A 21,424-nucleotide genomic window follows, 5' to 3' on the forward strand; every position below is an offset into this window, starting at 1 on the left:
CTCGTGACTGCTGCAGGAACGACGCTACGGACGCCGGGAGCGGGGCGAATCGCCCGACCGTGGACATCTCAGGTCCCTCGCTCGGGGGATGCGAAAGCGCCGGACCGCCGCGGGGCGAGGGCGAGGTCGTCAGGTGGCCAGGCCGAGACGGTGCGCGAGCACGACCGCCTGCACCCGGTCCCGCACGCCGAGCTTCACCAGCAGCCGCGACACGTAGGTCTTCACCGTCTCCTGGCTGATCACGAGCTGTCCGGCGATCTCGGCGTTCGAGCGACCGTCGGCGAGGAGGAGCAGGACCTCCCGCTCGCGCGCGGTGAGCGCATCGAACCGCTCACTCTCCTGCCCCGATGGCCGGAGACGCTCACCGTAGCGGCCGATGAGCGCCCGCGTCACCGCCGGGGCGATCAACGACTCCCCTGCGGCGACGGTCCGGATCGCCGCCGTCAGCTCGTCTGGTCGCGCATCCTTCAGGAGGAAGCCGCTCGCGCCGGCCCGCAGAGCGTCGTAGACGAGGGCGTCCATCGTGAAAGTGGTGACCACGAGCACGCGTGCTGGCCTGTCGACATCGGGCCCGGCGATCCTCCTGGTCGCCTCGATGCCGTCGAGGATCGGCATCCGGATGTCCATCACCACGACGTCGGGCTCCTCCCGGGCGGCGACCCGGAGAGCCTCCTCGCCGTTCGCGGCCTGCCCGACCACCGTCATGTCCGGCTGGGCGTCGATGATCGTGACGAAGCCCGTGCGGACGAGCTCCTGGTCGTCGCACACCACGATGCGCAGGGATGCCGGTGCGGCCGACGGACTCATGCCGGGATCCTCGCGCGCACGACGAACAGATCGCCCTCCCCGGCGGCATGCAACTCCCCGCCCAGGCTCTCCACCCGCTCGCGCATCCCGATCACTCCTCGCCCTCCGACCGTGGTGTCCGAGGCGGCCGTGCGGCCGCGCGGACTCGTCACCTCGACCAGGATCGCATCCGGAGCGTACTCCACGCGGACATCGGCCGCGCCGTCTCGGGCGTGCTTCCTCGCGTTGGTGATGCTCTCCTGCACGACGCGCACCACCGCGAGTCCTGCGGCTCCGCGCAGCACCCGATGCTCCCCCCGCTCCTCGAGCCGGACCGTCTGCCCGGTCGACCGGGCACGGGCGACGAGCTCCGCGATCGTCTGCAGCGCCGGTTCACGGGAGCCGTCGGCGGTCGCCTCAAGCGCGCCCAGAAGACTCCGCAGGTCCACCAGCGTCGCGCGACCTCCCTCGGCGATGGAGGCGAGCACGCGGTTCGTGTCCTCGTCGAGGCCGGGGCGCAGCCGCCCCGCCTCGGCCTGGATCATCATCGCCGTCACGTGATGCGTGACCACATCGTGCAGCTCTCGGGCGATCCGCGCGCGCTCCGCGGCGATCGCGTCCTTCTCCGCCTGTCGCGCGCGCTCCCGTCGGGCCGCCGTCTGGGTTCGCAGCCACGAGCCCCAGAGCCACAGCGCCGCGAGCATCACGCCGAAGACCACCGCGTCCGTGATCGCGAGGCTCTGGTCGATCTGCAGGAGCACCACCGCGAAGACGAGATAGCAGGAGAGCATCCCCGCGGCGATGACGCCGCGGTGTCGGGACGCGAGGGCACCCGCGCCGACCAGGCAGATCAGGAGTCCGAGAGCGGCGACGGTGGTCGGATACCCGAGAAGCTGGAAGGCGGCGAACGCCGAGAAGCACAGGGCGAGCGCCGTCCCGGGCCACCTCCGCAGCAGCGCCACGCTGCCGCCCTGCGCCGCGATCAGGATGAGACCTCCCGGATCGAGGTGTCGATCCGGGAGGCCGGCGAGTTCCAGTCCCTGCTGCGCCACCCCTGGCACGAAGGACAGCACGATCAGGGCGCGGGCGACGACGACGTCCCACCGGGTGCGCACGATCTGCACGATGAAGCTCTACCCTCTCGACGCCCGCTCGACTGCTCCCGGTGCACCGCCGTCCAGCGGCGCCTCCTCCGCGGACGGCGTCCCGGCCAGCGCATGCAGGCGTCCGGCCCCTTCGACGTCGGGGATGATCGATGCCGAGAGCGTCGCGATCACCCCGACCACGGCGATGACGGCCGAGTAGATCACGACGGGCCAGAAGGCTCCCCCCGCCGCCGCGACCAGCGCCGTGCAGATGAGCGGAGCGAGTCCGCCGCCGAGGGTATTGGAGATCTGGTACCCGATGTTCACACCGGTGGTCCGCGCCTCAGGGTCGAACATCTCGGCGAGCATGGTCGCCAGCGTCGCCTGCATCGCGACGCCGAACACGACGAAGCCCAGGATCTGCCCCAGCCAGATCAACCACATGTTGCCCGTGCTGAACATGAGGAACGCCGGGTACACCATGGCGGCGAATCCCAGACAGCCGATGATGTACACGGTACGGCGCCCGATGCGATCGGAGATCGCGCCCCAGAGCGGAGCCACGAAGATCTGCAGGAGGCCGACCATCATGGTCCCGGCGAAGCCCATCCAGGCAGGGAGCTCCTCGTTGGAGACCATGAAGGCCAGACCGTAGGTGAGCACCACGTAGCCGGCGATCGACTGCGGAAGGCCGATGAGGACGCCCATGATCGCGTTCTTCGGATGCCGGAACGCCTCGACCAGCGGGTTGACCTTCTTGCCGACCATCGTGAGTTGCAGCGTCTGCGTCTCGGTGAAGGCATCCGACTCCTCGAGCTGACGACGCAGCACCACGGCGGCGATCGCGAGGACGATCGAGAGCACGAACGGGATGCGCCAGCCCCACTGCAGGAACCACGAGTCATCGGTGGCTCCGAGCGCTGCCATGAGCCCACCGGAGAAGACGTTGGCGATTCCCGCCCCGCTGATGAGGAAGGCCCCGTAGAGCCCGCGCTTGCCGGTGGGAGCCGCCTCGACCACCATCGTCGCCGCTCCCCCCATCTCCCCGCCGACGAAGAAGCCCTGCAGGAGCCGACACAGGAGCAGCAGGAGCGGGGCGGCGATGCCGATCGCCTGGTCGGAGGGGATGAGTCCGATGCCCGTGGTGGCGACCCCCATGCCGACCACGGTGCTCATCAGGACGACCTTGCGTCCGACTCTGTCACCGACGATCCCCCAGATGATGCCGCCCAGCGGACGGAGGAAGAATCCGACGGCGAACGTCGCGAACGACGACAGCTGCGCGACGACCGGGTCGTTCGAGGAGAAGAACACCGCAGGGAAGACCGCAGCCGCGGCCAGACCGTACAGGTAGTAGTCGTAGTACTCGATGATCGTGCCGATCGCACCGCCGGCGATCGTCTTGCGCTGCTTCGCCGTGAGTCGGCCCCGAGCCGCGGTCGTGGTCATCCCAGCCTCCTTGCCAGATGAGTCGCTGCCGGGCCGCGGTCGCCCCTCGACCACCCTCCCCGGCGTCGATAAACTAACAGGGGCAGAGACATTCTGTCTATGACTCGTACTTTTTGTTCAGCTTGAGGTGTTCACCGTGTTCCCAGTCCCCGCCGGCGAAGGAGCCGCCGCGTCGCTCCCGCTGCCGTCCCGCCAGGAGACCTACGAGAGCGCCGAGGAGGTTCTGCAGAAGTACCGGCCTCTGCTACCGGCGCTCGCTGCGGCGGCAGGACCCTCCGTCGAGGTCGTGCTCCACAACCTCAACGGGAACGACGTGGACCTCGGCCACACGATCGTCGCGATCGAGAACGGCCATGTCACGGGACGGGCCGTCGGCGGGCCCTCCACCTCGCTCGGACTCGACGTGCTGCGGGATCGGCAGAAGAACCACGATGCGTTCGGATACACCGCCCACACGAGCGACGGCCGGGAGCTCCGCTGCTCGTCCATCTACTTTCACAACCGGGAGGGCGACATCATCGCGTCGCTGTGCATCAACGTCGACGTCAGTCCGCTCCGCGAGGCCCGCAATCTGCTGGACGCGCTCCTGCCCGCCACCGCATCGGAGTCCGCGCCGAAGGAGCACTTCGGCACCGACCTCGTATCCGTGATGGATGCGATGATCACCGAGGCGATACGGGACATCGGCAGGCCTGTCGAGGCGATGTCCCGCGACGACAGGATCAGCGTCCTGGAGCGCCTGGATCAGCGCGGAGCCACCCAGATGCGCAAGTCCGTCGAGGCGATCGCGAAGCGGCTCGGGATCTCACGGGTGACCGCTTACAACTACCTCGAGGAAGCCCGCGCCCGCTGAAATCGGCGACGCGCTGCCCGGGAATTGCTTTCCACCGACGCGGCGCTATGGTGAGGTCCATGACCCGGCGCGCCGCCTGTGCGGCGCGTCTTCCTATGCGAGGGGCAGAGGCGAAGCCATGTGGATGCGTCATCACCGAAGGGCGATCGCGAGCGTCACCGGTGCCGCGGCGATCGCGGCAGCGCTCGCCGGCTGCACGGCGATCCCCGCCGATGTCGACGGCACCCTCGACAAGGCCCGCGACGGCCAGATCCGGGTCGGGATCACGCACAACCCGCCGTGGACGGACACGACCGATACGTCGGACCCGGCCGGGGTCGAAGTGCGCCTCGTGGAGGAGTTCGCCGAGACGCTGGACGCGACCGTCGTCTGGACCGTCGACAGCGAGGCGAACCTGGCCGAGCGGTTGCACGACCATGCCCTCGACCTGGCCGTCGGCGGGTTCACCGACGACACCCCCTGGGTCGAGAAGGCGGCGATGACCGTCCCGTTCGACGACGCGACGACCGCGGGCGAGACGAAGAAGCACGTGATGCTCACCGTTCTGGGGGAGAACCGGTTCCTCACCACCCTGGAGACCTTCCTGCTCGAACGAGGAGACGCGCGATGAGGGCTCATCCCGACCTTCCGCCCGCGCAGCAGGACACCCTGCGTCGAGCGATCCGCTACGAGTGGTTCACGCTCGCGTTCCTCGCGGTGGCGATCACCGGCGTCTACCTCGTCATGGGCAGCTCGCAGGCGATGAAGGCCGCGTGGATCGAGGACCTGCTCTCCCTCGCCCCGCCGATCGCCTTCCTCGTCGCCGTCCGCATCATCGCGAAGCCGCCGACCGTCAAATACCCGTACGGGTTCTTCCGCTCCGTCGGTGTGGCCCACCTCGTCGCCGGCGTCGCCCTGTTCGCGATGGGCGCGTTCCTCCTGGTCGATTCCGTCATCGGGCTGGTGAGCGGCGACCGGCCTCCGATCGGGTCGGTCCAGGTGTTCGGCCATGTGATCTGGTCGGGCTGGCTGATGATGGGCATGATGGCGCTGACCATTCCGCTGCCGATCTACTTCGGTCGTGTGAAGATGCGCCTGGCCAAAGATCTGCACAACAAGGTCCTCTATGCCGATGCGGACATGAACAAGGCCGACTGGATGACCGCGGCCGGCTCGATCGTCGGGGTCGGCGGGATCGGGCTCGGGCTGTGGTGGGCGGACGCCGCCGCGGCGACCTTCATCGCGGGGAGCATCCTCTGGGACGGGTGGCGCAACACCCGCGCGGCGATCACCGACCTCATGGACACCAGGGCGACGACCTTCGACGACGAGAAGCCGCACCCCGACTCCCACGCCGTGCTGGATCACCTCCGCACCCTGCCCTGGGTCCGCGACGTCGCGGTGCGGACGAGGGATCAAGGCCAGTTCTTCCACGTCGAAGCGTTCATCGTGCCCGTCGACGATGCCCTGCCCTCCCTGGCCGACCTCGACCGCGCGCGCCAGGAGTGCCACGAGCTGGACTGGAAGCTCGTCGACGTCGTCCTCGTGCTCGTGCCCGAACTCGCCGACCATCTGACGCGGCGGGAGGACGAGGACGAGGCATCGTCAGCGCAGGTTCGCCCGTCGCCGCACCCGTAGCAGGGCACCCGCGAGCAGGAGACCGAGCCCGGCCACCGTCAGCGCGCCCGTCATCGGCGTCGGCCCGGAGGCGGCGAGCCCTTCGCCCTCACCGCCGCCCTCGCCGCCTTCCTCGCCGCCGCCGTTGCTCGGCAACTCGACGGGGTCGTAGGTGTTCGTCACGGTCACCGCCACCGGGGTGGTCGCAGCGGCGTCCACCGTCACGGTCGCCGGTTCGATGGTCTGCGCGGCGAGCGTGACCGCGTCGTTGGCGCCGTCCGCGGACTCGCTGACCGTGCAGGTCGCCCCATCCGGCAGCCCGGAGAAGACGACGGGGTCGGCGGCCGTCGCTCCGGCGGGGATCGTGGCGGAGACGACGACGCCGGGTGCCGGGGCGGGCGTGCAGGCCAGGTCGATCGTGATGGCGCCCTGAAGTCCCGCGCCGTCACCTGTGATGATCTTCTGCACGGTGATCTCGCCGGAGGCGTAGGGCGTCGCCCGGACCCCGGCGCGGACCGGGAGCGTCGTCGTCTGCGCGAGGACCAGCTTCTGCGCTGCGGGTCTGTCCGAGGACTCCGGGTCGTAGAGATAGACCGTGCCCTGCGTCAGGGGCACCTGCGCCGTGATCCGGAAGCCGTTCACGGGTGCCGCGGGTCCGGTCCAGCGCGCCCAGAGCTGCGCCCCGGACGCGACGGCGGTGCCGACGGGAACGGGCTGGGTTCCGGCCTGATCGAGGAAGACCTCGACGCCCGCGGCGGCGTCGAGCGTGCCGCTGGCGGTGCCCGAGACGGTGAACGGTCCCACGATCGAGCCGTCTTCCGGGATCGTCGTCGTGCCGGGCTCGATGCCGAGCGTCGGCACCGACGGCTCCGGGAGACCTCCGCTGTCCAGCGCATCCTGGACGACAGCGGCCGTGGCGTTCCGGATGGTCGCGGTGGTGCCGGTGGCCAGGACGAATCCGTCACTGAAGTACCAGATCGCGCTCTGCACGGCCGCCACCTGCTGGGCGAGGGTGAGCCCGGAGATCGGGTTGCTCGTGTCGAACGGGAAGTAGTTGGTGAGGATGTAGTTGATGTAGTCGAGGTTGGGCACATTGGACTCGTCCCACTCGCCGATGTTGTAGCCCGCCCCGACGCCGGTCTCGGTACTGAAATCGATGCAGTACGCCGAAGCCGTCGCCCCCGAGACGGGATCGGCGATGGTGATCAGCTGGGGGCTCACGGCCTCCACCGAGGCCCCGGTCGCCGGATAGGGGCCGGGCGTGGGCCCCAGCGTCGTCAGCTCGCCGGTCACGTTCGTCGGGTACTGCGAGCCGGTGATGGTGACCTGCGTGAAGAAGCCGGCCCGCGGAAGCACCGGATCGGGATCCCACAGAGCCGATGCCGGGGTAGCTCCGAAGAGCACCATCGCCGCAGCGATGGCCGTCGCCAGAAGAGTCCCTGCCGTGCGCGTACGCGATCGCGTCGTCTCGGTGTGCATGGTGTCCCTCGATCTCGCCGATGATCCGAGTGACGGGTTCCCCGACCTGCGACAGCCCGCCGTTGGTCACCGACGATAGGCACAAGCTCCTTCAGCGAAAAGGGGCTGAGCGATGTTCACCCGGGTGAGTCCGGGTGACCTGTCGCGCAAGCGAGCGCCTCCTCGCGCAGCGGAGCGCCCGCCGGGGGAGGGAGTTGGGTGGCAGGCGCTCCGTCGGCCGCAGCGCGACCGGCAAGGCCCCCCGAGTCGATCGGTGCAGCACGTTCAGGATGAACCATGCGTACGGCCCGCGCAACGGGTGTGTCCGTCACGACAGATCCCTGACGATCCATCTCCTCCTACCCCGACGACGACCGCATCGTAGCCCGTCCGCGGGGACCGACGCCAAGGGGTCGATCCGCGGGGAGTGCGCGATCACCATGGCCGCATGAGCGCTTACCTGTCCCGAGGCCTGGGCCTCGCCCTTCGAGGGGTCATGGCCCTGATCCTCCTCGTCCGGCACCCCAGGCCGATCCACGCGCACGGGGCCATCTTCGACGGGCGGCTGACCCTGCGGCCGAACCCGGGATCCGGCATCCGAGGGATCGATGACCCTCCGGCCGCCGAGGTGCCGGTCGTCGTGCGGGTCTCGCGCTCGGTCGGTACGCCCTCGTGGGCGCCGGACGTCTATGGGCTCGGCATCCGCTGGGTGCACGGCGCCGAGGAGGTCGACCTTCAGCTGGCTTCGACGGGCATCGGCGTCCCCGGACGGTTCCTGCTCCTCCCCCGTCTCACGCCGACCCGCGCGACGTTCAGCAGCGTCGTGCCGTACCGGACGCCGCGCGGTCCGGTCATGCTCGGCGCGCGAACCGTTCCACCCCGTCGCCTCCCCGGCGCCGTGACGGAGCTCCGCCGGGCGGTGGACGATCAGCCGTGGCAGCTCCGGCTGTACTACGCCTCGCCCGGCGGACTCTGGCATCCCTTCGCCGAGGTGCGGCTCGACTCCGCCCGGGATGCGGACGACGCGAGCCTGCGTTTCGACATCGACCGGCGGCCCCTTCCGGGCGCCGAGACATACCCGTCGATGCGGGCCCTTCGCGGGCCCTCGTATCGCCTCACGCAGGGGTGAGCCGCAGGAACACGGTCAGTCCAGGCGCGCAGACAGCTCCGCCGTGATCCGCGAGACCTGGGTCCGCGCCTCCGCCAATCGCCCGACCTCCTCGTCGAGCCCGGACCGCATGGACGGCGAGGCGCCGTGTGCGCGAGCGAGCTGCAGGTTGGCGCGGAGGTTCAGGGAGGCACCCGAGAGGCCGGCCTCCAGGGCCTCCGTCGCGACGGCGAGGTCCACGGCGAGGTGCGGGTTGCCGTGCGACGCGAGAGCGCGCGCCTCGGCGACCAGGGTGATGCCGATGCGGCCGAGGCGCGCGACGGACGCAGCAGCGTCGAGGGCGGCGTTCCGCACCCTCTCCTCCCGTGCCGGGTCCTCCGGTGCCAGCGCGAGCGCGGCACCGAAGCCCGCCGACACCACGCCGTCCGCCTCGACGGCCTGCAGAAGCTCCGCGCGCACGGGGTCGAGGCGGCCTGTGCTCTCGGCGACGGCAGGATCCTCGCGAGTGTATCCGGCGACCATGCCCATCAGTGCCGCGGCCAGGCCGAGCATGACCCCCGACGCCGCACCTCCGCCAGGCGAACCGGTGGGCTGACTGAGCGCGTCGAGCCAGGCGTCCATCGGGCGGGACGTCGGGATGTCTGCAGAATCCGTCATGCCGGTCAGACTATCCGTGGGAAGGATGCAGTATGACGGCGGATCAGCGAGCGGTCCTCCGTGATCGGGTGCCGCGTCTCCCACGACTCCGGATGCATGCGTCTCTACGATGGACTCGTGCAGCTCGTCGACACCCTCTCCGTCGTCGGCGAGGTGCTGTCCTGGATCGGCCTCGGCATCGGCGTGCCGCTCCTCATCGTGGCGATGCTGATCCACCTCGTCGAGGGGCAGTGGGTTCCGGTCGAGATCGCCGTGATCGATCGAGGCGGGCATCCCACCGCCCGCTGGTTCGCGGGCGGCGACTTCCACGAGAGACCGCTGCGCCGCGGCGAGCCCACGGCCACCACCGATGGATGGCTCGACGGGTTCCACAGCTCGAACGACCCGGCCCGCATCCGGATCGGTGAGCCGCCGCATCTGCGCCGGGTCCTGCGGACTGTCGGGGTCGTCTTCGCCGCGGTCGGTGCCGTCGGCCTGATCGTATCCTTCCTCCCGCTGGTCCTCTGACGTCGCGCGCGGAAGCCTCACGCCGTCGACGGTCGCTGCGAGGATGACCGGCGGAACGATTCCAGCGCCGTGCGATACGTGGCGGCGTCGTTCCGTACCGCATCGGTGACCAGGAGGGCGCGAGGACCGATCTGCCGGACGTACACCCCGCGGCACGGCAGCGTGACCACCTTCCCGAGGCCGCGCCGCCAGGCGTCGGCGAGCGTCGCCACGTCCCGGTGTTCAGGGCTGTCCGCGAGTGTCGTGCGGTTCGTCGCGAGGTGCGCGTCGGAGCCCCGCCGCTCCCATTCGCGGTAGGCCGCGTCGTCGAAGACATCGTCTCCGAACTCATCCCGCGCCGTGGGGCCGACGAGCTGGCCGAGCAGCGTCTCCCGCTCATCCGGACCCATCGTCGGATCGAGGGCGCGGTCGAACAACGTCCGATCCGGCTCCGTCGCGGCGTGCGCGACAGCCTTGTCCCAGATCCGGGGCCAGACCTCCGCCCAGCGCTCACGGGTCTGCGCGTCCACGGGTCGCTCCGCCTCCGCTGGTCGGTCGACCAGGAGCGGCGGGAGCGCGTCGTCGACGGGGACCAGCCCGTGCGCCTCCCGGACCCAGAGCAGTTCGAGCAGGGCGTGAGGGCGATCGTCGACGGTGATGATCATGTCGTGCGGCCACGGGTCCCCCGGCATCGGGGTCATCGATCGCATGCGCCCTCCGCTCCCCTCGTCGACTGACCGCCGCCGCGGAGCACCGGGCCGACGACCCCTCGCAACGCGCTGACGTCCTCGTCATGTTCGGTGTTCATCGGCCACCCCTCCCCCGGCTCGCCCCTCATCTTCGCATCCTCCGATCGCGTGGAGCCGTGGTCATCGAGAACGACGCTTTCGTCGCGCGATCAGGCTGTGGCTAGGATCGCCCCGTGAGCCAGATCATCCCGTCACCTCGTCGCCGAGCCTTCGGATGCGGGGTCGCGGCCACCGTCGTGGCGCTCGTCGGGATCCTGCCGACCGCGATCGTCTTCGTCCTGGCGGGGACGGCGGACCCGAACTACGGATGGCTGTTGTTCCTCACGCTGCCGCTCGCGGTCCTCTTCGGTGGCACCGCCCTCATCCTCGGCGTCATCGGGCTCGTCTTCGCCCGTGCCGACCGCGTCGGCTACGCGTGGCCGGTCGCGGGAACCGTGCTGGGGGCCGTGTCGGCCCTTCCCACCGCCGCGTTCCTCATGGGTGGCTGAACCGCCGCGAGCAGGGTGTCAGTGAGCCCCAACAACCCTCGCCCTCACTGCTTCCTGAAAGAGAGCCCCCGTGCGCCGGAACCCGCCCGCCAACAGACTGATGCTCGCGATGGCTGTGGCCCTGGCGGCGTTCTTCGTCTGGGGGACACTCGTGCGTCCCCTGGTCGAGGGCGAGCCGCCTGTGGCGACATCGCTGGTATTCGCGACGGGGGTACTGCTCGCGGGTCTGATCATCTGGATCGTGCTCGGACGCATCCAACGACTGCAGCGCACCCAGCGGCGAGCACTGCGGGAGCGCGAGCCGCAGGCGCGAACCTTCGGCTCCTACGCGCTCAACGGTGTTGCAGCCTACCTGTCACGTGCGATCCCCCTCCTCGGACTCGGCCCCGCCCCCCGCGGCCTGTTGACGGCGAGCCCCACGGGCGTCATCGACCCTTCGGGGTTCCGGGTGGTCCGCGGCGGGGACCGTCTCCTCACCGCATGCAGCGTGCCGCGGGATCGGATCCAGGGCGTGACGAGAGGTGCCATCCAGGAGGGCGCCTTCCTCTACCCGACCCTCGAGATCGTGGTCTCGCAGGGAGCGGGACAGGCCACGATCCCGGTCCCGGTGACCAGGGACGACGCGCCGCTTCGCCGGGAGTCACCGGACGGGATGGACCGGCTGATCTCCGACGCGGCACGCATCTGGGGCGTTCCGGTGCTCGGCGACGGCGGCTGACGCGAGCGACTCCGCGACCGGAATCGACGCGCGAGCGCGGGCCGGTAGAGTACGGGAAACAGGGGGGAACATTTTGTCTGACGAGTCCATGGCGCAACGGCGCGACTACAACCCCGGACCGCGAGTGGGGATCACCTTCTCCACCTTCGACCTGCTGCACGCGGGGCACATCATGATGCTCGCCGAGGCGAAGCGGCAGTGCGACTACCTCATCGTCGGCCTGCAGATGGATCCGACCCTGGACCGCCCGGAGAAGAACGCGCCGACGCAGACGGTCGTGGAGCGCTACATCCAGCTTCGCGGCTGTCAGCACGTGGATGAGATCGTGCCGTACTCGACGGAGCAGGACCTCGAGGACATCCTTCGGTCCTTCAAGCTCGATGTGCGCATCGTCGGAGATGAGTACCGCGATCGGGACTTCACCGGCCGCGCGTACTGCGAGGAGAGTGGCATCGAGCTCTACTTCAACAGTCGAGACCATCGGTTCTCCAGCTCCGGCCTTCGACGGATCGTCGCGGAGAAGGAAGCGGAGCGCGCCGCGGGTCACTGACCCGCGTTCCGCCTGTGGCGACCTCCGGTCATCGAGCTCCGCGAAGAACAGGTGACGGATGCGCACATCGACAGCGTGGGGGTTGATCGCAGCGATGACCGCGGTCTCGCTCGTCGCCCTCGGCGTCGTCATGACCTACCGCTTCGCGACTCCGCTCGTCGATCCTGCCCCGCCGACGCCGGACTACGGGGTCCAGGCGCTCGTCGCCGGCGTGACGATGGCGGCAGTGGTGGTGGGTGGCCTCGGCGCGGGCGTGTACGCGACGAAACGCCAGGTCGCCCGAGGTCGCGTCGTCGGTTGGACGGCCGCCGCGATGCTCGCGGGCACCGTCCTGGGAGCGGTTCTGGCCTTCGTCCTGAGCGCACGCTGACGTCTGTGGCTCCGCGATCTCTGCCGCAACATGAGGGACACCCCCCTGCGTCTTATCTCACGCCAGCCTCACGGAGCCGGAACCAGCACGTCGCGTACGAGCGCATCAAGCTGCGCCGCCTCGAGGAATTGTCGAAGAGTGTGGCGCGCGGGCCCGGACGTGGTGCGGCGCCACACTGCGTGACGCCGCACAAGCGGACTCAGAAGTCCCAGTCGTCGTCTTCCGTGGCCTCGGCCTTGCCGATGACGTAGGACGAGCCCGACCCACTGAAGAAGTCGTGGTTCTCGTCCGCGTTCGGGGAGAGCGCGGACAGGATCGCCGGGTTCACGTTGGTGACGCTGGAGGGGAACATCGCCTCGTAGCCCAGGTTCATGAGGGCCTTGTTGGCGTTGTAGTGCAGGAACTTCTTGACGTCCTCGGTCAGCCCGACGCCGTCGTAGAGGTCCTGCGTGTACTGCACCTCGTTGTCGTAGAGCTCGTAGAGCAGGGAGAACGTGTAGTCCTTGAGCTCGTCCTTGCGCGCCTGGTCGGCCGTCTCGAGTCCGCGCTGGAACTTGTAGCCGATGTAGTACCCGTGCACGGCCTCGTCGCGGATGATGAGGCGGATGAGGTCGGCCGTGTTCGTCAGCTTCGCCTTCGAGGACCAGTAGATCGGCAGGTAGAAGCCCGAGTAGAACAGGAACGACTCCAGCAGCGTGGAGGCGACCTTGCGCTTGAGGGGGTCGTCTCCCTGGTAGTAGTCCATGATGATCTGCGCCTTCTTCTGAAGGTTCGCATTCTCCGTGGACCAGCGGAACGCCTCGTCGATCTCCTTCGTCGACGCGAGCGTCGAGAAGATCGAGGAGTAGCTCTTCGCGTGCACCGACTCCATGAACGCGATGTTCGTGTAGACGGCCTCCTCGTGAGGCGTGATCGCGTCGGGGATCAGCGACACCGCGCCGACGGTGCCCTGGATCGTGTCGAGGAGCGTGAGCCCGGTGAACACCCGCATGGTGAGCAGCTGCTCGTCGGGGGTGAGCGTGTTCCACGACTGCACGTCGTTCGACAGCGGCACCTTCTCCGGCAGCCAGAAATTGTTCACCAGACGGTTCCAGACCTCGAGGTCCTTGTCGTCCTGGATGCGGTTCCAGTTGATCGCCTGCACGCTGGAGACCAGCTTGAGCGGGGAGTGAGGAGTCATTCTTGTCCTAGTTCCTGGGTCACTGAGCCTGTCGAAGTGTCAGAGCATGCACGAGACGCACTCGGTCATGTCGGTGCCCTCGAGCGCCAGCTGACGCAGACGGATGTAGTAGATCGTCTTGATGCCCTTGCGCCATGCGTAGATCTGGGCCTTGTTGATGTCGCGCGTGGTGGCGGTGTCCTTGAAGAACAGCGTCAGCGACAGACCCTGGTCGACGTGCTGCGTGGCCGCGGCGTACGTGTCGATGACCTTCTCGTAGCCGATCTCGTACGCGTCCTGGTAGTACTCCAGGTTGTCGTTCGTCATGAACGCCGCCGGGTAGTAGACGCGACCGAGCTTGCCTTCCTTGCGGATCTCGATCTTCGAGGCGATCGGGTGGATCGAGGAGGTCGAGTTGTTGATGTAGGAGATCGAGCCCGTCGGCGGCACGGCCTGCAGGTTCTGGTTGTAGATGCCGTGCTCCTGGATCGACGCCTTGAGCTGGACCCAGTCCTCCTGCGTCGGGATGTGCTTGCCCGCGAAGAGCTCCTTGACCTTCTCGGTCTCCGGCACCCACGCTCGGTCGATGTACTTGTCGAAGAACTCGCCGGACGCGTAGGTGGAGTCGGCGAACCCGTCGAACGTCGTGCCGCGCTCGATCGCGAGCTGGTTCGAGGCGCGCAGGGCGTGGAACAGCACGGTGTAGAAGTAGATGTTCGTGAAGTCGACACCCTCCTCCGAGCCGTAGAACACGTGCTCGCGGGCGAGGTAGCCGTGCAGGTTCATCTGGCCGAGGCCGATCGCGTGCGACCGGTCGTTGCCGTCCTCGATCGAACGGACCGAGCCGATGTGGCTCTGGTCGCTGACCGCGGTGAGCGCGCGGATCGCGGTCTCGACCGTCTGGCCGAGGTCGTCGGCGTCCATCGACAGCGCGATGTTCATCGAGCCGAGGTTGCAGGAGATGTCCTTGCCGATCTCCTTGTACGACAGGTCGTCGTTGTAGGTGGTCGGCGTGTTCACCTGCAGGATCTCGCTGCAGAGGTTGGACATGTTGATGCGCCCCTTGATGGGGTTGGCCTTGTTGACCGTGTCCTCGAACATGACGTACGGGTAGCCGGACTCGAACTGGATCTCGGCGACGGTCTGGAAGAACTCGCGCGCGTTGATCTTGGTCTTCTTGATGCGCGGGTCGTCGACCATCTCGCGGTACTTCTCGGTGACCGAGATGTCGCCGAACGGGACGCCGTAGACCTTCTCCACGTCGTACGGCGAGAACAGGTACATGTCCTCGTCGTTCTTGGCGAGCTCGAACGTGATGTCCGGCACCACGACGCCGAGCGACAGCGTCTTGATGCGGATCTTCTCGTCGGCGTTCTCGCGCTTGGTGTCGAGGAAGCGCATGATGTCGGGGTGGTGGGCGTTGAGGTACACCGCACCCGCACCCTGACGCGCGCCGAGCTGGTTGGCGTAGCTGAAGCTGTCTTCGAGGAGCTTCATGACGGGGATGATGCCCGAGGACTGGTTCTCGATCTGCTTGATCGGGGCACCCGACTCGCGGATGTTCGACAGCAGCAGGGCCACGCCGCCGCCGCGCTTGGAGAGCTGCAGCGCGGAGTTGATGCCGCGGGCGATCGACTCCATGTTGTCCTCGATGCGCAGCAGGAAGCAGCTGACGAGCTCGCCGCGCTGCGCCTTGCCCGCGTTGAGGAAGGTCGGGGTGGCCGGCTGGAAGCGACCGGAGATGATCTCTTCGACGAGGTTCACGGCGAGCTTCTCGTCGCCGTCCGCGAGGGCGAGCGCGGTCATCACGACGCGGTCCTCGAAGCGCTCGAGGTAGCGCTTGCCGTCGAAGGTCTTCAGCGTGTAGCTCGTGTAGTACTTGAACGCGCCGAGGAACGTCTCGAAGCGGAACTTCTTCGAGTAGGCGAGGTCGTTGAGCTTCTGCACGAAGTCGAACGAGTACTTCTCGATGACGGCGCCCTCGTAGTACTCCTTCTCCACGAGGTAGTCCAGGCGCTCCTTGAGCGAGTGGAAGAACACCGTGTTCTGGTTCACGTGCTGCAGGAAGTACTCCCGCGCGGCGCGCTTGTCGGCGTCGAACTGGATCTTCCCGTTCGCGTCGTACAGGTTCAGCATCGCGTTGAGGGCGTGGTAGTCCAGACCCTCATACGCGGGGTTCACCTTGAATGCCACTGTCTCGGTCACTGAAGATTCCACCGTCGTTCCAATCCGTCGCTCACGCGATCCACGTCGTCCTGTGTGCCGAAGATCTCGAGCCGATACAAGTGAGGCACGTGACACTTGCGGCTGATGATGTCGCCGGCGAGGCAGAACGCGTCGCCGAAGTTGGTGTTGCCCGCGGAGATGACCCCGCGGATGTGACGCCGGTTGCGCTCGTCGTTGAGGAACCGGATCACCTGCTTGGGCACGGCCCCCTTCTCGACCCCGCGCCCGGCACCCCCGCCGTAGGTGGGGGTGACCAGGACGAAGGGCTCGTCGACGACGAGGTCCTCTTCGTTCCGGTGGAGGGGGATGCGTCGGGCGGGAAGCCCGAGCTTCTCGATGAAGCGCGCGGTGTTACCCGACACGCTCGAGAAGTAGACCAGGAGCGGCGCAGCGGTCGCGACGGCGCTCATAGCTCTCTCCTTGGGTTCCTGAGCCTGTCGAAGGGCCGGGTCGGTGAGCCTGTCGGACTACGCCAGGCGGGACGCGAGCTCGTCGATCTTGTCGGGACGGAAGCCCGACCAGTGGTCCTCGTCGGTGACGACGACGGGAGCCTGCATGTAGCCGAGCGCCTTGACCTGCTCCAGCGCCGTCGGGTCCTCCGACAGGTCGTGGATCTCGTACTCGATGCCCTTGGCATCCAGGGCACGGTAGGTCGCGTTGCACTGGACGCAGGAAGGCTTGGTGTACACCGTGATCGACATCTGAACCCCTCAAATCTCTGGTTTCTCCGGCAGACCTCCGCCGGGATCTCAATACTACATATAGGGACGGACATTCGGTGCGACCACAAGGGGTAGTAGTTACATCCGTGTAGTTTTTCCACCTCTCTCTACAGATACAACACAGGTTGTCCACCGTTTCTTCCACAGGCGGACCCCCTCTCCCGGGGTCGGCGACCCGCGGGAAATCGCGGCTGGGAGGAGCCTGGGAGAGATCCATCCACAGGAGGCACCCTATGAGGGGCATCCGACATCCCCAGGCCTGTGGAATTCGTCGTCCGGCGTGTCCACGGCGTGTCGCGGCGTGTCCATCGCCGGCCCATCGCACCGACGTCCCCGCCGCCCGGTACCGTTGTCGGGTGGCGGGCTATCGGGATCTTCTTCGCACGCCGGGAGTGGGCCGCATGATCGCCGCCCAGCTCACCGCGCGCTTCCCCAACGGGATGATGTCCTTGGCGATCCTGCTGCACGTCGAGCAGCAGACCGGATCGTACGGATCGGCGGGCCTCGTGCTCGCCGCGACCAGTGTCGGCCAAGCGGTCGCCGGCCCCATCACCAGCCGGTGGATGGGCGCCTGGGGCATGCGGCGGGTGCTGACCCTCACCCTGTCCGTCTGCGTCATCGCGGTACTCGGCCTGGGACTGCTGCCCCTCTCGGTCCCGGGATACATGGCCCTGGGCATGATCGCCGGCCTCTCGACGCCGCCGGTGCAGGCGGCCGTCCGCACCATCTACCCCAAGCTCGTGAACGCCGGTCAGCTCACCCCGCTGTTCTCCCTCGACGCGTCCCTGCAGGAGATCATCTGGGTGCTGGCGCCGGTCGTCATCACCCTCGTCTCCACCCAGGTCGGCACCATGGAGGGCCTGCTCCTGGTGGCGATCGTCCTCGTCGCCGGCGGTGCGTGGTTCATCCTCTCCCCCGAGGTCGGCCGCGTGCGCATCCCGCGCAGCCGCAACGCGCTGGGCACGGTCGTGCTCAAGCCGCCCGTGCTCCTCGCGACCGTCATCGGATTCCTGCTCATCGGCGCCTGCTCCGCGGTCGAGGTCGGCGTGGTCGCGACGTTCGAGCACGGCAGCCTCGCGGCGGGTCTCGTCCTCGCGGTCTTCTCCGCCGGCAGCCTGGCCGGCGGCCTCGCCTTCGGCCACATCCCGATCGGCCCCTGGGCGATGGCGCGCCGCCTGCTCATCGTCACGGTGGGCCTCGCCCTCACGATGGTCATGCTCAACGTCTACTGGCTGGGCGGCACGCTCATCCTCGCCGGCATCGGCATCGCCCCTGCCCTCGCGGTGCTGTTCGCCATCACCACGGCCAGCGTGAAGTTCAGCGAGACCGCCGAGGCCTTCGGCTGGGCGGGCACCGGGCAGCTCATCGGCGCCGCGGCCGGATCGGCGGTCGCCGGCTTCCTCGTCGACGTCGGCGACTGGCGCGGTGCGTACCTGGCCGCCACCATCTTCGCGGCGGTCGGACTGCTCGTCTCCATCGTGTTCGTGCGGTCCTTCCCCGATCTGCGTCACCGCGACGCCAGCCCCCATCCCGACACCGAGCCCCTGGCGGTCACCCCCTCATGAGCCCTTCCGTCCCGTCCTCCTCCCCCGCGATCGTGTGCGTCGGCGAGTCGATGGCCCTGATCACGCCGACCGGCGCCGACCTCACGACCGCCGACACCGCGTCGATCACCCACGCGGGTGCGGAGGCGAACGTCGCCGTCGGCGTCGCGGCCGCGGGCCATCGGGCTGTCTGGGCCTCTCGTCTCGGCGACGATCCTCTCGGCCGCCGCCTCTCCGCAGAGCTGGAGCAGCGTCGCGTCGAACTCTGGACCGAGGTCGACCCGGAGGCGCCGACCGGAGTGATGTTCAAGGATCCCGGCGTGGAGTCCTCGGCGGTCTACTACTATCGCCGCGGCTCGGCCGCCTCGCGCATGGCACCCGGGTTCCTGTCCCCCGCGCAGCTCGCCGGCGTCCGTATCGTGCACACCACGGGCATCACCCCGGCGCTGTCTGCGACCTGCCTGGCGATGGTCGACCGGCTCTTCGCGGACGCGCGCACCGCCGGAGCCGTCGTCTCCTTCGATGTGAACGACCGCCGGGCGCTGTGGAGCCCCGAGGAGGCGGCCGCGACCCTCGCGCGCCTGGCCGACGCCGCCGACATCGCCTTCGTCGGCCGTGACGAGGCCGAGCGCATCTGGGGCACCGCGACGGCCGCGGAGATCCGCGCGCACCTTCCGCACTGCGGTCTGCTCGTCGTCAAGGACGGCGACGTCGGCGCCACGGCCTTCGCCGGTGACGCGGACCCGGTCTTCGTGCCCGCGCCGACCGTGGACGTGGTGGAGCCCGTCGGTGCGGGGGACGCCTTCGCCTCCGGGTTCCTGGCCGCGACGCTCGACGGCGCCGACCTCGAGACCCGCCTGGCCGCAGGACACGAGGCCGCAGCGCGAGTGCTCCGCATCGCGGCCGACCTGCCGCCCCTGGAGCCGGCGCGCTGACTCCGCCCGCCGCGTCCTGGCGCGGTCGTAGGCTGGTGCCATGCCCGCTCCCGTCACCCTTCCCCGCCTGAGCTGGGGCGATCCCGCGGCGGGGCGACGCGCCCTTCTCGTGCACGGTCTCGGCTCGTCCGGCGCACTCATGTGGCGGCTCGGCGATGCTCTCGCGGCGGCCGGTTGGCACGCGACGGCGGTGGACCTGCGCGGCCACGGTGACGCCCCGCGGGCCCTCGACTACTCCGTCGCGGCGTATGCCGCGGATCTCGTCGCGACGCGGCCTGCCGGGTCGCGCGCCTGGGACGCCGTCGTCGGGCACTCGCTCGGCGGGGCGGCCGGTACGGTGGCCGCCGCCGACGACACGGGCTGGACGCACCGCCTGGTCCTCATCGACCCCGCGATCCACATCGTCCAGCGGGACGCGGCCATCGTCCGCCACAACCAGGAACGCGCCTTCGCCGACAACCGCCTCGACGCCGTGCGGCAGGAGCATCCGCACTGGCACCCGCAGGACCAGGAGCTCAAGGTCGACGCCGTCCGGCGGGCGAGTGCGTGGGCGGTCGAGCAGACCAGCGCCCAGAATCAGCCGTGGGACGTCCGCGGACACGCGGCCCGCCTGACCGTGCCCACGCACGTGATCGGCGGCGACCCCGCCGTCTACAGCATCTTCACCGGAGCCCTCGCCGACGAGGTGCTCGCGAGCAACCCCCGCATCTCCCTGTCGGTCGTGGCCGGCGCCGGCCACTCGGTGCATCGCGACCGCCCGGAGGAATCGATCCGACAGCTCCTGGAGGCTCTGGCATGAACGACTTCGACCCGTCGGCGTATCTCCCCGACGACCTGCTCGACCGCATCCGCGAACGGGCGCCGATCCACGACCGGGAGAACACCTTCCCCCAGGCGGACCTCGACGAGCTCCGCGCAGCCGGCTACCTGTCCATCCTCGTGCCCCGGGAGCGCGGCGGCGCGGGACTCGGCCTGGAGCAGGCGGCCGTCCTCCAGCAGCGGCTCGCCGGCGCCGCGCCCGCAACGGCCCTGGCGATCAACATGCACCTGGTCTGGACCGGCGTGGCCAAGGTCTTCTCGGATCGCGGGGTCCCCGGTCTCGAGTTCGTGCAGGACGGCGCCGTGGCCGGAGAGGTCTTCGCGTTCGGCATCAGCGAGGGCGGCAACGACCTCGTGCTGTTCGGGAGCGACACGGCGGCGGTCCCGGACGGCGGCGGCGGCTACGCCTTCACCGGCACCAAGATCTTCACCTCGCTCGCCCCCGTGTGGACGAAGCTCGGCCTGCACGGCCTCGACACCACGAGCCCGGACGCGCCGAAGCTCGTGTTCGCCTTCGTCGACCGCACGTCCGCGGTCACCACTGCGGATGACTGGGACACCCTCGGCATGCGCGGCACACAGAGCCGGACCACGCGGCTCGACGGCGCCGTCGCGGATGCGGCGCACGTGGTGCGGCGCATCGACCCGGGACCCAGCCCGGACCCGATCGTCTTCGGCATCTTCTCCGTCTTCGAGATCCTCCTCGCCTCCGTCTACACCGGCATCGCGCGCCGGGCCCTCGAGCTGGCCGTGGCGGCGGCGCACCGACGTCGCTCGAAGAAGAGCGGCACCGCGTACAGCCAGGATCCGGACATCCGCTGGCGTATCGCCGACATGGCCCTCGCCTACGACGCGCTCCCGCCGCAGATCGCCGCCCTCGCCCGCGACGTGGATGAGCGCGCGGACCGCGGCGCCGGCTGGTTCCCCGCGCTCTCGGGAGTCAAGCACCGGGCGGTGACGATGGCCAAGCAGGTGGTCGACGAGGCGATGCTGGTGGCCGGTGGCGGCTCGTACTTCTCCGGCAACGAGCTCTCCCGGCTGTACCGCGACGTCCTCGCCGGGGCGTTCCACCCCTCCGACCCCGAGTCGGCGCACGCCACAGCGGCGAGCGCCTGGCTCGGCCCGATCGAGGCCTGATCGGCGCACGCGGACCCCGTTGTCCGCGATCGTCCGCAGTGCCAGGATCGCACCATGGCACCGTCGAAGAAGGACCACACCCTCGACGCGATCTCCAAGACCATCGTCGAGATGCTGCAGGAGGACGGCCGCCGCTCGTACTCCGAGATCGGCCGCATCGTGGGGCTGAGCGAGGCCGCCGTCCGCCAGCGGGTGCAGCGCCTCACCGAGTCGGGCATCATGCAGATCGTCGCGGTGACGGATCCGATGCAGCTCGGCTTCCACCGGCAGGCGATGGTGGGCGTCAAGGTCGCCGGCGACGCGCGGGGCGTGGCCGAGGCGATCGCCGACATCGACGAGGTCGACTACGTCGTGATCACGGTCGGATCGTTCGATGTGCTCGTCGAGGCGGTGTGCGAGGACGACGACCATCTGCTGGCGCTCGTCAACGACCGCATCCGTCCGATCCAGGGCGTGGTGTCGACGGAGACCTTCATCTACGCGAAGCTCCAGAAGCAGCAGTTCGCCTGGGGCACACGCTGACCGTCCC

Annotated in this window: 24 protein-coding genes; 14 read left to right on the forward strand and 10 right to left on the reverse strand. The window is 69.0% G+C overall.

The features are described from left to right. Window positions 1-129: 129 nt before the first annotated feature. From M4D53_RS11125 to M4D53_RS11135, 3 genes are read right to left on the reverse strand one after another with little or no spacing between them, the layout of a single operon-like run. Window positions 130-807, reverse strand: a complete 678-nt coding sequence (locus M4D53_RS11125; RefSeq protein WP_259954041.1) for a response regulator — start codon at window positions 805-807, stop codon at window positions 130-132. Beyond that, entirely contained in the window at window positions 804-1,910 is a 1,107-nt protein-coding gene (locus tag M4D53_RS11130) for a sensor histidine kinase (protein ID WP_259954043.1), read from the reverse strand. The genes M4D53_RS11125 and M4D53_RS11130 overlap by 4 nt, the downstream gene beginning before the upstream one ends. Before the next feature lie 9 nt (window positions 1,911-1,919). Continuing rightward, window positions 1,920-3,320 (reverse strand): MFS transporter, encoded by a 1,401-nt coding sequence (locus tag M4D53_RS11135; protein WP_259954045.1) that lies wholly within the window; start codon window positions 3,318-3,320, stop codon window positions 1,920-1,922. 136 nt (window positions 3,321-3,456) lie between these two features. On the opposite strand from M4D53_RS11135, the gene M4D53_RS11140 reads away from it, so the two are divergent. The 3 genes from M4D53_RS11140 to M4D53_RS11150 all read left to right on the forward strand — a co-directional run bounded on the left by M4D53_RS11140 (window position 3,457) and on the right by M4D53_RS11150 (window position 5,790). Beyond that, window positions 3,457-4,173: a helix-turn-helix transcriptional regulator gene (locus tag M4D53_RS11140; protein ID WP_259954047.1), complete on the forward strand. Its 717-nt coding sequence runs from the start codon at window positions 3,457-3,459 to the stop codon at window positions 4,171-4,173. Window positions 4,174-4,297: 124 nt separating this feature from the next. Then, window positions 4,298-4,783 (forward strand): transporter substrate-binding domain-containing protein, encoded by a 486-nt coding sequence (locus tag M4D53_RS11145; protein WP_259954049.1) that lies wholly within the window; start codon window positions 4,298-4,300, stop codon window positions 4,781-4,783. Then, window positions 4,780-5,790: a cation efflux transmembrane domain-containing protein gene (locus tag M4D53_RS11150; RefSeq protein ID WP_259954052.1), complete on the forward strand. Its 1,011-nt coding sequence runs from the start codon at window positions 4,780-4,782 to the stop codon at window positions 5,788-5,790. Before M4D53_RS11145 ends, M4D53_RS11150 begins: the two co-directional genes overlap by 4 nt. Here M4D53_RS11150 and M4D53_RS11155 read toward each other — a convergent pair. After that, window positions 5,758-7,248 carry a thioester domain-containing protein gene (locus tag M4D53_RS11155; RefSeq protein WP_259954053.1) on the reverse strand — a complete coding sequence of 497 codons (1,491 nt, stop codon included), beginning with the start codon at window positions 7,246-7,248 and terminating at the stop codon, window positions 5,758-5,760. The genes M4D53_RS11150 and M4D53_RS11155 overlap by 33 nt on opposite strands. A gap of 427 nt (window positions 7,249-7,675) precedes the next feature. Between M4D53_RS11155 and M4D53_RS11160 the strand changes: the two genes are divergently transcribed. Next, the gene (locus M4D53_RS11160; RefSeq protein ID WP_259954055.1) at window positions 7,676-8,356 is read left to right on the forward strand and encodes a hypothetical protein; all 681 of its coding nucleotides are present in this window, start codon (window positions 7,676-7,678) and stop codon (window positions 8,354-8,356) included. A 15-nt stretch (window positions 8,357-8,371) separates the two neighbouring features. Here the strand turns inward: M4D53_RS11160 and M4D53_RS11165 are convergent, their stop codons facing one another. Further along, window positions 8,372-8,992, reverse strand: coding sequence for a cyclodeaminase/cyclohydrolase family protein (locus tag M4D53_RS11165; protein WP_259954057.1), 621 nt, complete (start codon window positions 8,990-8,992; stop codon window positions 8,372-8,374). Between the two features lie 96 nt (window positions 8,993-9,088). Here M4D53_RS11165 and M4D53_RS11170 point away from each other — a divergent pair, with 96 nt between their 5' ends. Beyond that, a complete protein-coding gene (locus M4D53_RS11170) occupies window positions 9,089-9,499 on the forward strand; it encodes a hypothetical protein (protein WP_259954059.1) in 411 nt (136 codons plus the stop codon). Window positions 9,500-9,516: 17 nt separating this feature from the next. On the opposite strand, the gene M4D53_RS11175 is transcribed toward M4D53_RS11170, so the two are convergent. Continuing rightward, window positions 9,517-10,188, reverse strand: a complete 672-nt coding sequence (locus tag M4D53_RS11175) for a hypothetical protein (protein WP_259954062.1) — start codon at window positions 10,186-10,188, stop codon at window positions 9,517-9,519. A 212-nt stretch (window positions 10,189-10,400) separates the two neighbouring features. On the opposite strand from M4D53_RS11175, the gene M4D53_RS11180 reads away from it, so the two are divergent. The 4 genes from M4D53_RS11180 (at window position 10,401) to M4D53_RS11195 (ending at window position 12,353) form a co-directional block, all read left to right on the forward strand. Then, complete coding sequence (locus M4D53_RS11180; RefSeq protein WP_187662404.1) at window positions 10,401-10,715, forward strand: hypothetical protein; 315 nt, start codon at window positions 10,401-10,403, stop codon at window positions 10,713-10,715. 109 nt (window positions 10,716-10,824) lie between these two features. After that, window positions 10,825-11,433, forward strand: coding sequence for a hypothetical protein (locus M4D53_RS11185; protein ID WP_259954063.1), 609 nt, complete (start codon window positions 10,825-10,827; stop codon window positions 11,431-11,433). A gap of 73 nt (window positions 11,434-11,506) precedes the next feature. Continuing rightward, complete coding sequence (locus M4D53_RS11190; RefSeq protein ID WP_259954064.1) at window positions 11,507-11,983, forward strand: adenylyltransferase/cytidyltransferase family protein; 477 nt, start codon at window positions 11,507-11,509, stop codon at window positions 11,981-11,983. 94 nt (window positions 11,984-12,077) lie between these two features. Beyond that, entirely contained in the window at window positions 12,078-12,353 is a 276-nt protein-coding gene (locus M4D53_RS11195) for a hypothetical protein (RefSeq protein WP_259954065.1), read from the forward strand. Between the two features lie 199 nt (window positions 12,354-12,552). On the opposite strand, the gene nrdF is transcribed toward M4D53_RS11195, so the two are convergent. Genes nrdF through nrdH form a run of 4 tightly spaced genes read right to left on the reverse strand, consistent with a single transcriptional unit; the run spans window position 12,553 to window position 16,439 of the window. Then, entirely contained in the window at window positions 12,553-13,533 is a 981-nt protein-coding gene (gene nrdF / locus M4D53_RS11200; protein ID WP_060922463.1) for a class 1b ribonucleoside-diphosphate reductase subunit beta, read from the reverse strand. 39 nt (window positions 13,534-13,572) lie between these two features. Continuing rightward, window positions 13,573-15,717, reverse strand: coding sequence for a class 1b ribonucleoside-diphosphate reductase subunit alpha (gene nrdE, locus M4D53_RS11205; protein WP_060922464.1), 2,145 nt, complete (start codon window positions 15,715-15,717; stop codon window positions 13,573-13,575). Beyond that, a complete protein-coding gene (nrdI, locus tag M4D53_RS11210; RefSeq protein WP_060922465.1) occupies window positions 15,714-16,148 on the reverse strand; it encodes a class Ib ribonucleoside-diphosphate reductase assembly flavoprotein NrdI in 435 nt (144 codons plus the stop codon). The genes nrdE and nrdI overlap by 4 nt, the downstream gene beginning before the upstream one ends. Before the next feature lie 57 nt (window positions 16,149-16,205). Continuing rightward, a complete protein-coding gene (nrdH, locus tag M4D53_RS11215; RefSeq protein WP_017202656.1) occupies window positions 16,206-16,439 on the reverse strand; it encodes a glutaredoxin-like protein NrdH in 234 nt (77 codons plus the stop codon). Window positions 16,440-16,816: 377 nt separating this feature from the next. Between nrdH and M4D53_RS11220 the strand changes: the two genes are divergently transcribed. Genes M4D53_RS11220 through M4D53_RS11240 form a run of 5 tightly spaced genes read left to right on the forward strand, consistent with a single transcriptional unit; the run spans window position 16,817 to window position 21,417 of the window. Beyond that, window positions 16,817-18,025 (forward strand): MFS transporter, encoded by a 1,209-nt coding sequence (locus M4D53_RS11220; protein WP_259954066.1) that lies wholly within the window; start codon window positions 16,817-16,819, stop codon window positions 18,023-18,025. Next, window positions 18,022-18,939, forward strand: a complete 918-nt coding sequence (locus M4D53_RS11225; protein WP_187662409.1) for a sugar kinase — start codon at window positions 18,022-18,024, stop codon at window positions 18,937-18,939. Before M4D53_RS11220 ends, M4D53_RS11225 begins: the two co-directional genes overlap by 4 nt. Before the next feature lie 40 nt (window positions 18,940-18,979). Next, window positions 18,980-19,738, forward strand: a complete 759-nt coding sequence (locus M4D53_RS11230) for an alpha/beta fold hydrolase (RefSeq protein WP_259954067.1) — start codon at window positions 18,980-18,982, stop codon at window positions 19,736-19,738. Then, complete coding sequence (locus M4D53_RS11235; RefSeq protein ID WP_187662411.1) at window positions 19,735-20,895, forward strand: acyl-CoA dehydrogenase family protein; 1,161 nt, start codon at window positions 19,735-19,737, stop codon at window positions 20,893-20,895. Before M4D53_RS11230 ends, M4D53_RS11235 begins: the two co-directional genes overlap by 4 nt. A gap of 54 nt (window positions 20,896-20,949) precedes the next feature. Beyond that, window positions 20,950-21,417 (forward strand): Lrp/AsnC family transcriptional regulator, encoded by a 468-nt coding sequence (locus tag M4D53_RS11240; RefSeq protein WP_187662412.1) that lies wholly within the window; start codon window positions 20,950-20,952, stop codon window positions 21,415-21,417. Window positions 21,418-21,424: the final 7 nt, after the last annotated feature.

The sequence above is a fragment of the Microbacterium meiriae genome (genome assembly GCF_025143875.1).
Taxonomy (GTDB): domain Bacteria; phylum Actinomycetota; class Actinomycetes; order Actinomycetales; family Microbacteriaceae; genus Microbacterium; species Microbacterium meiriae.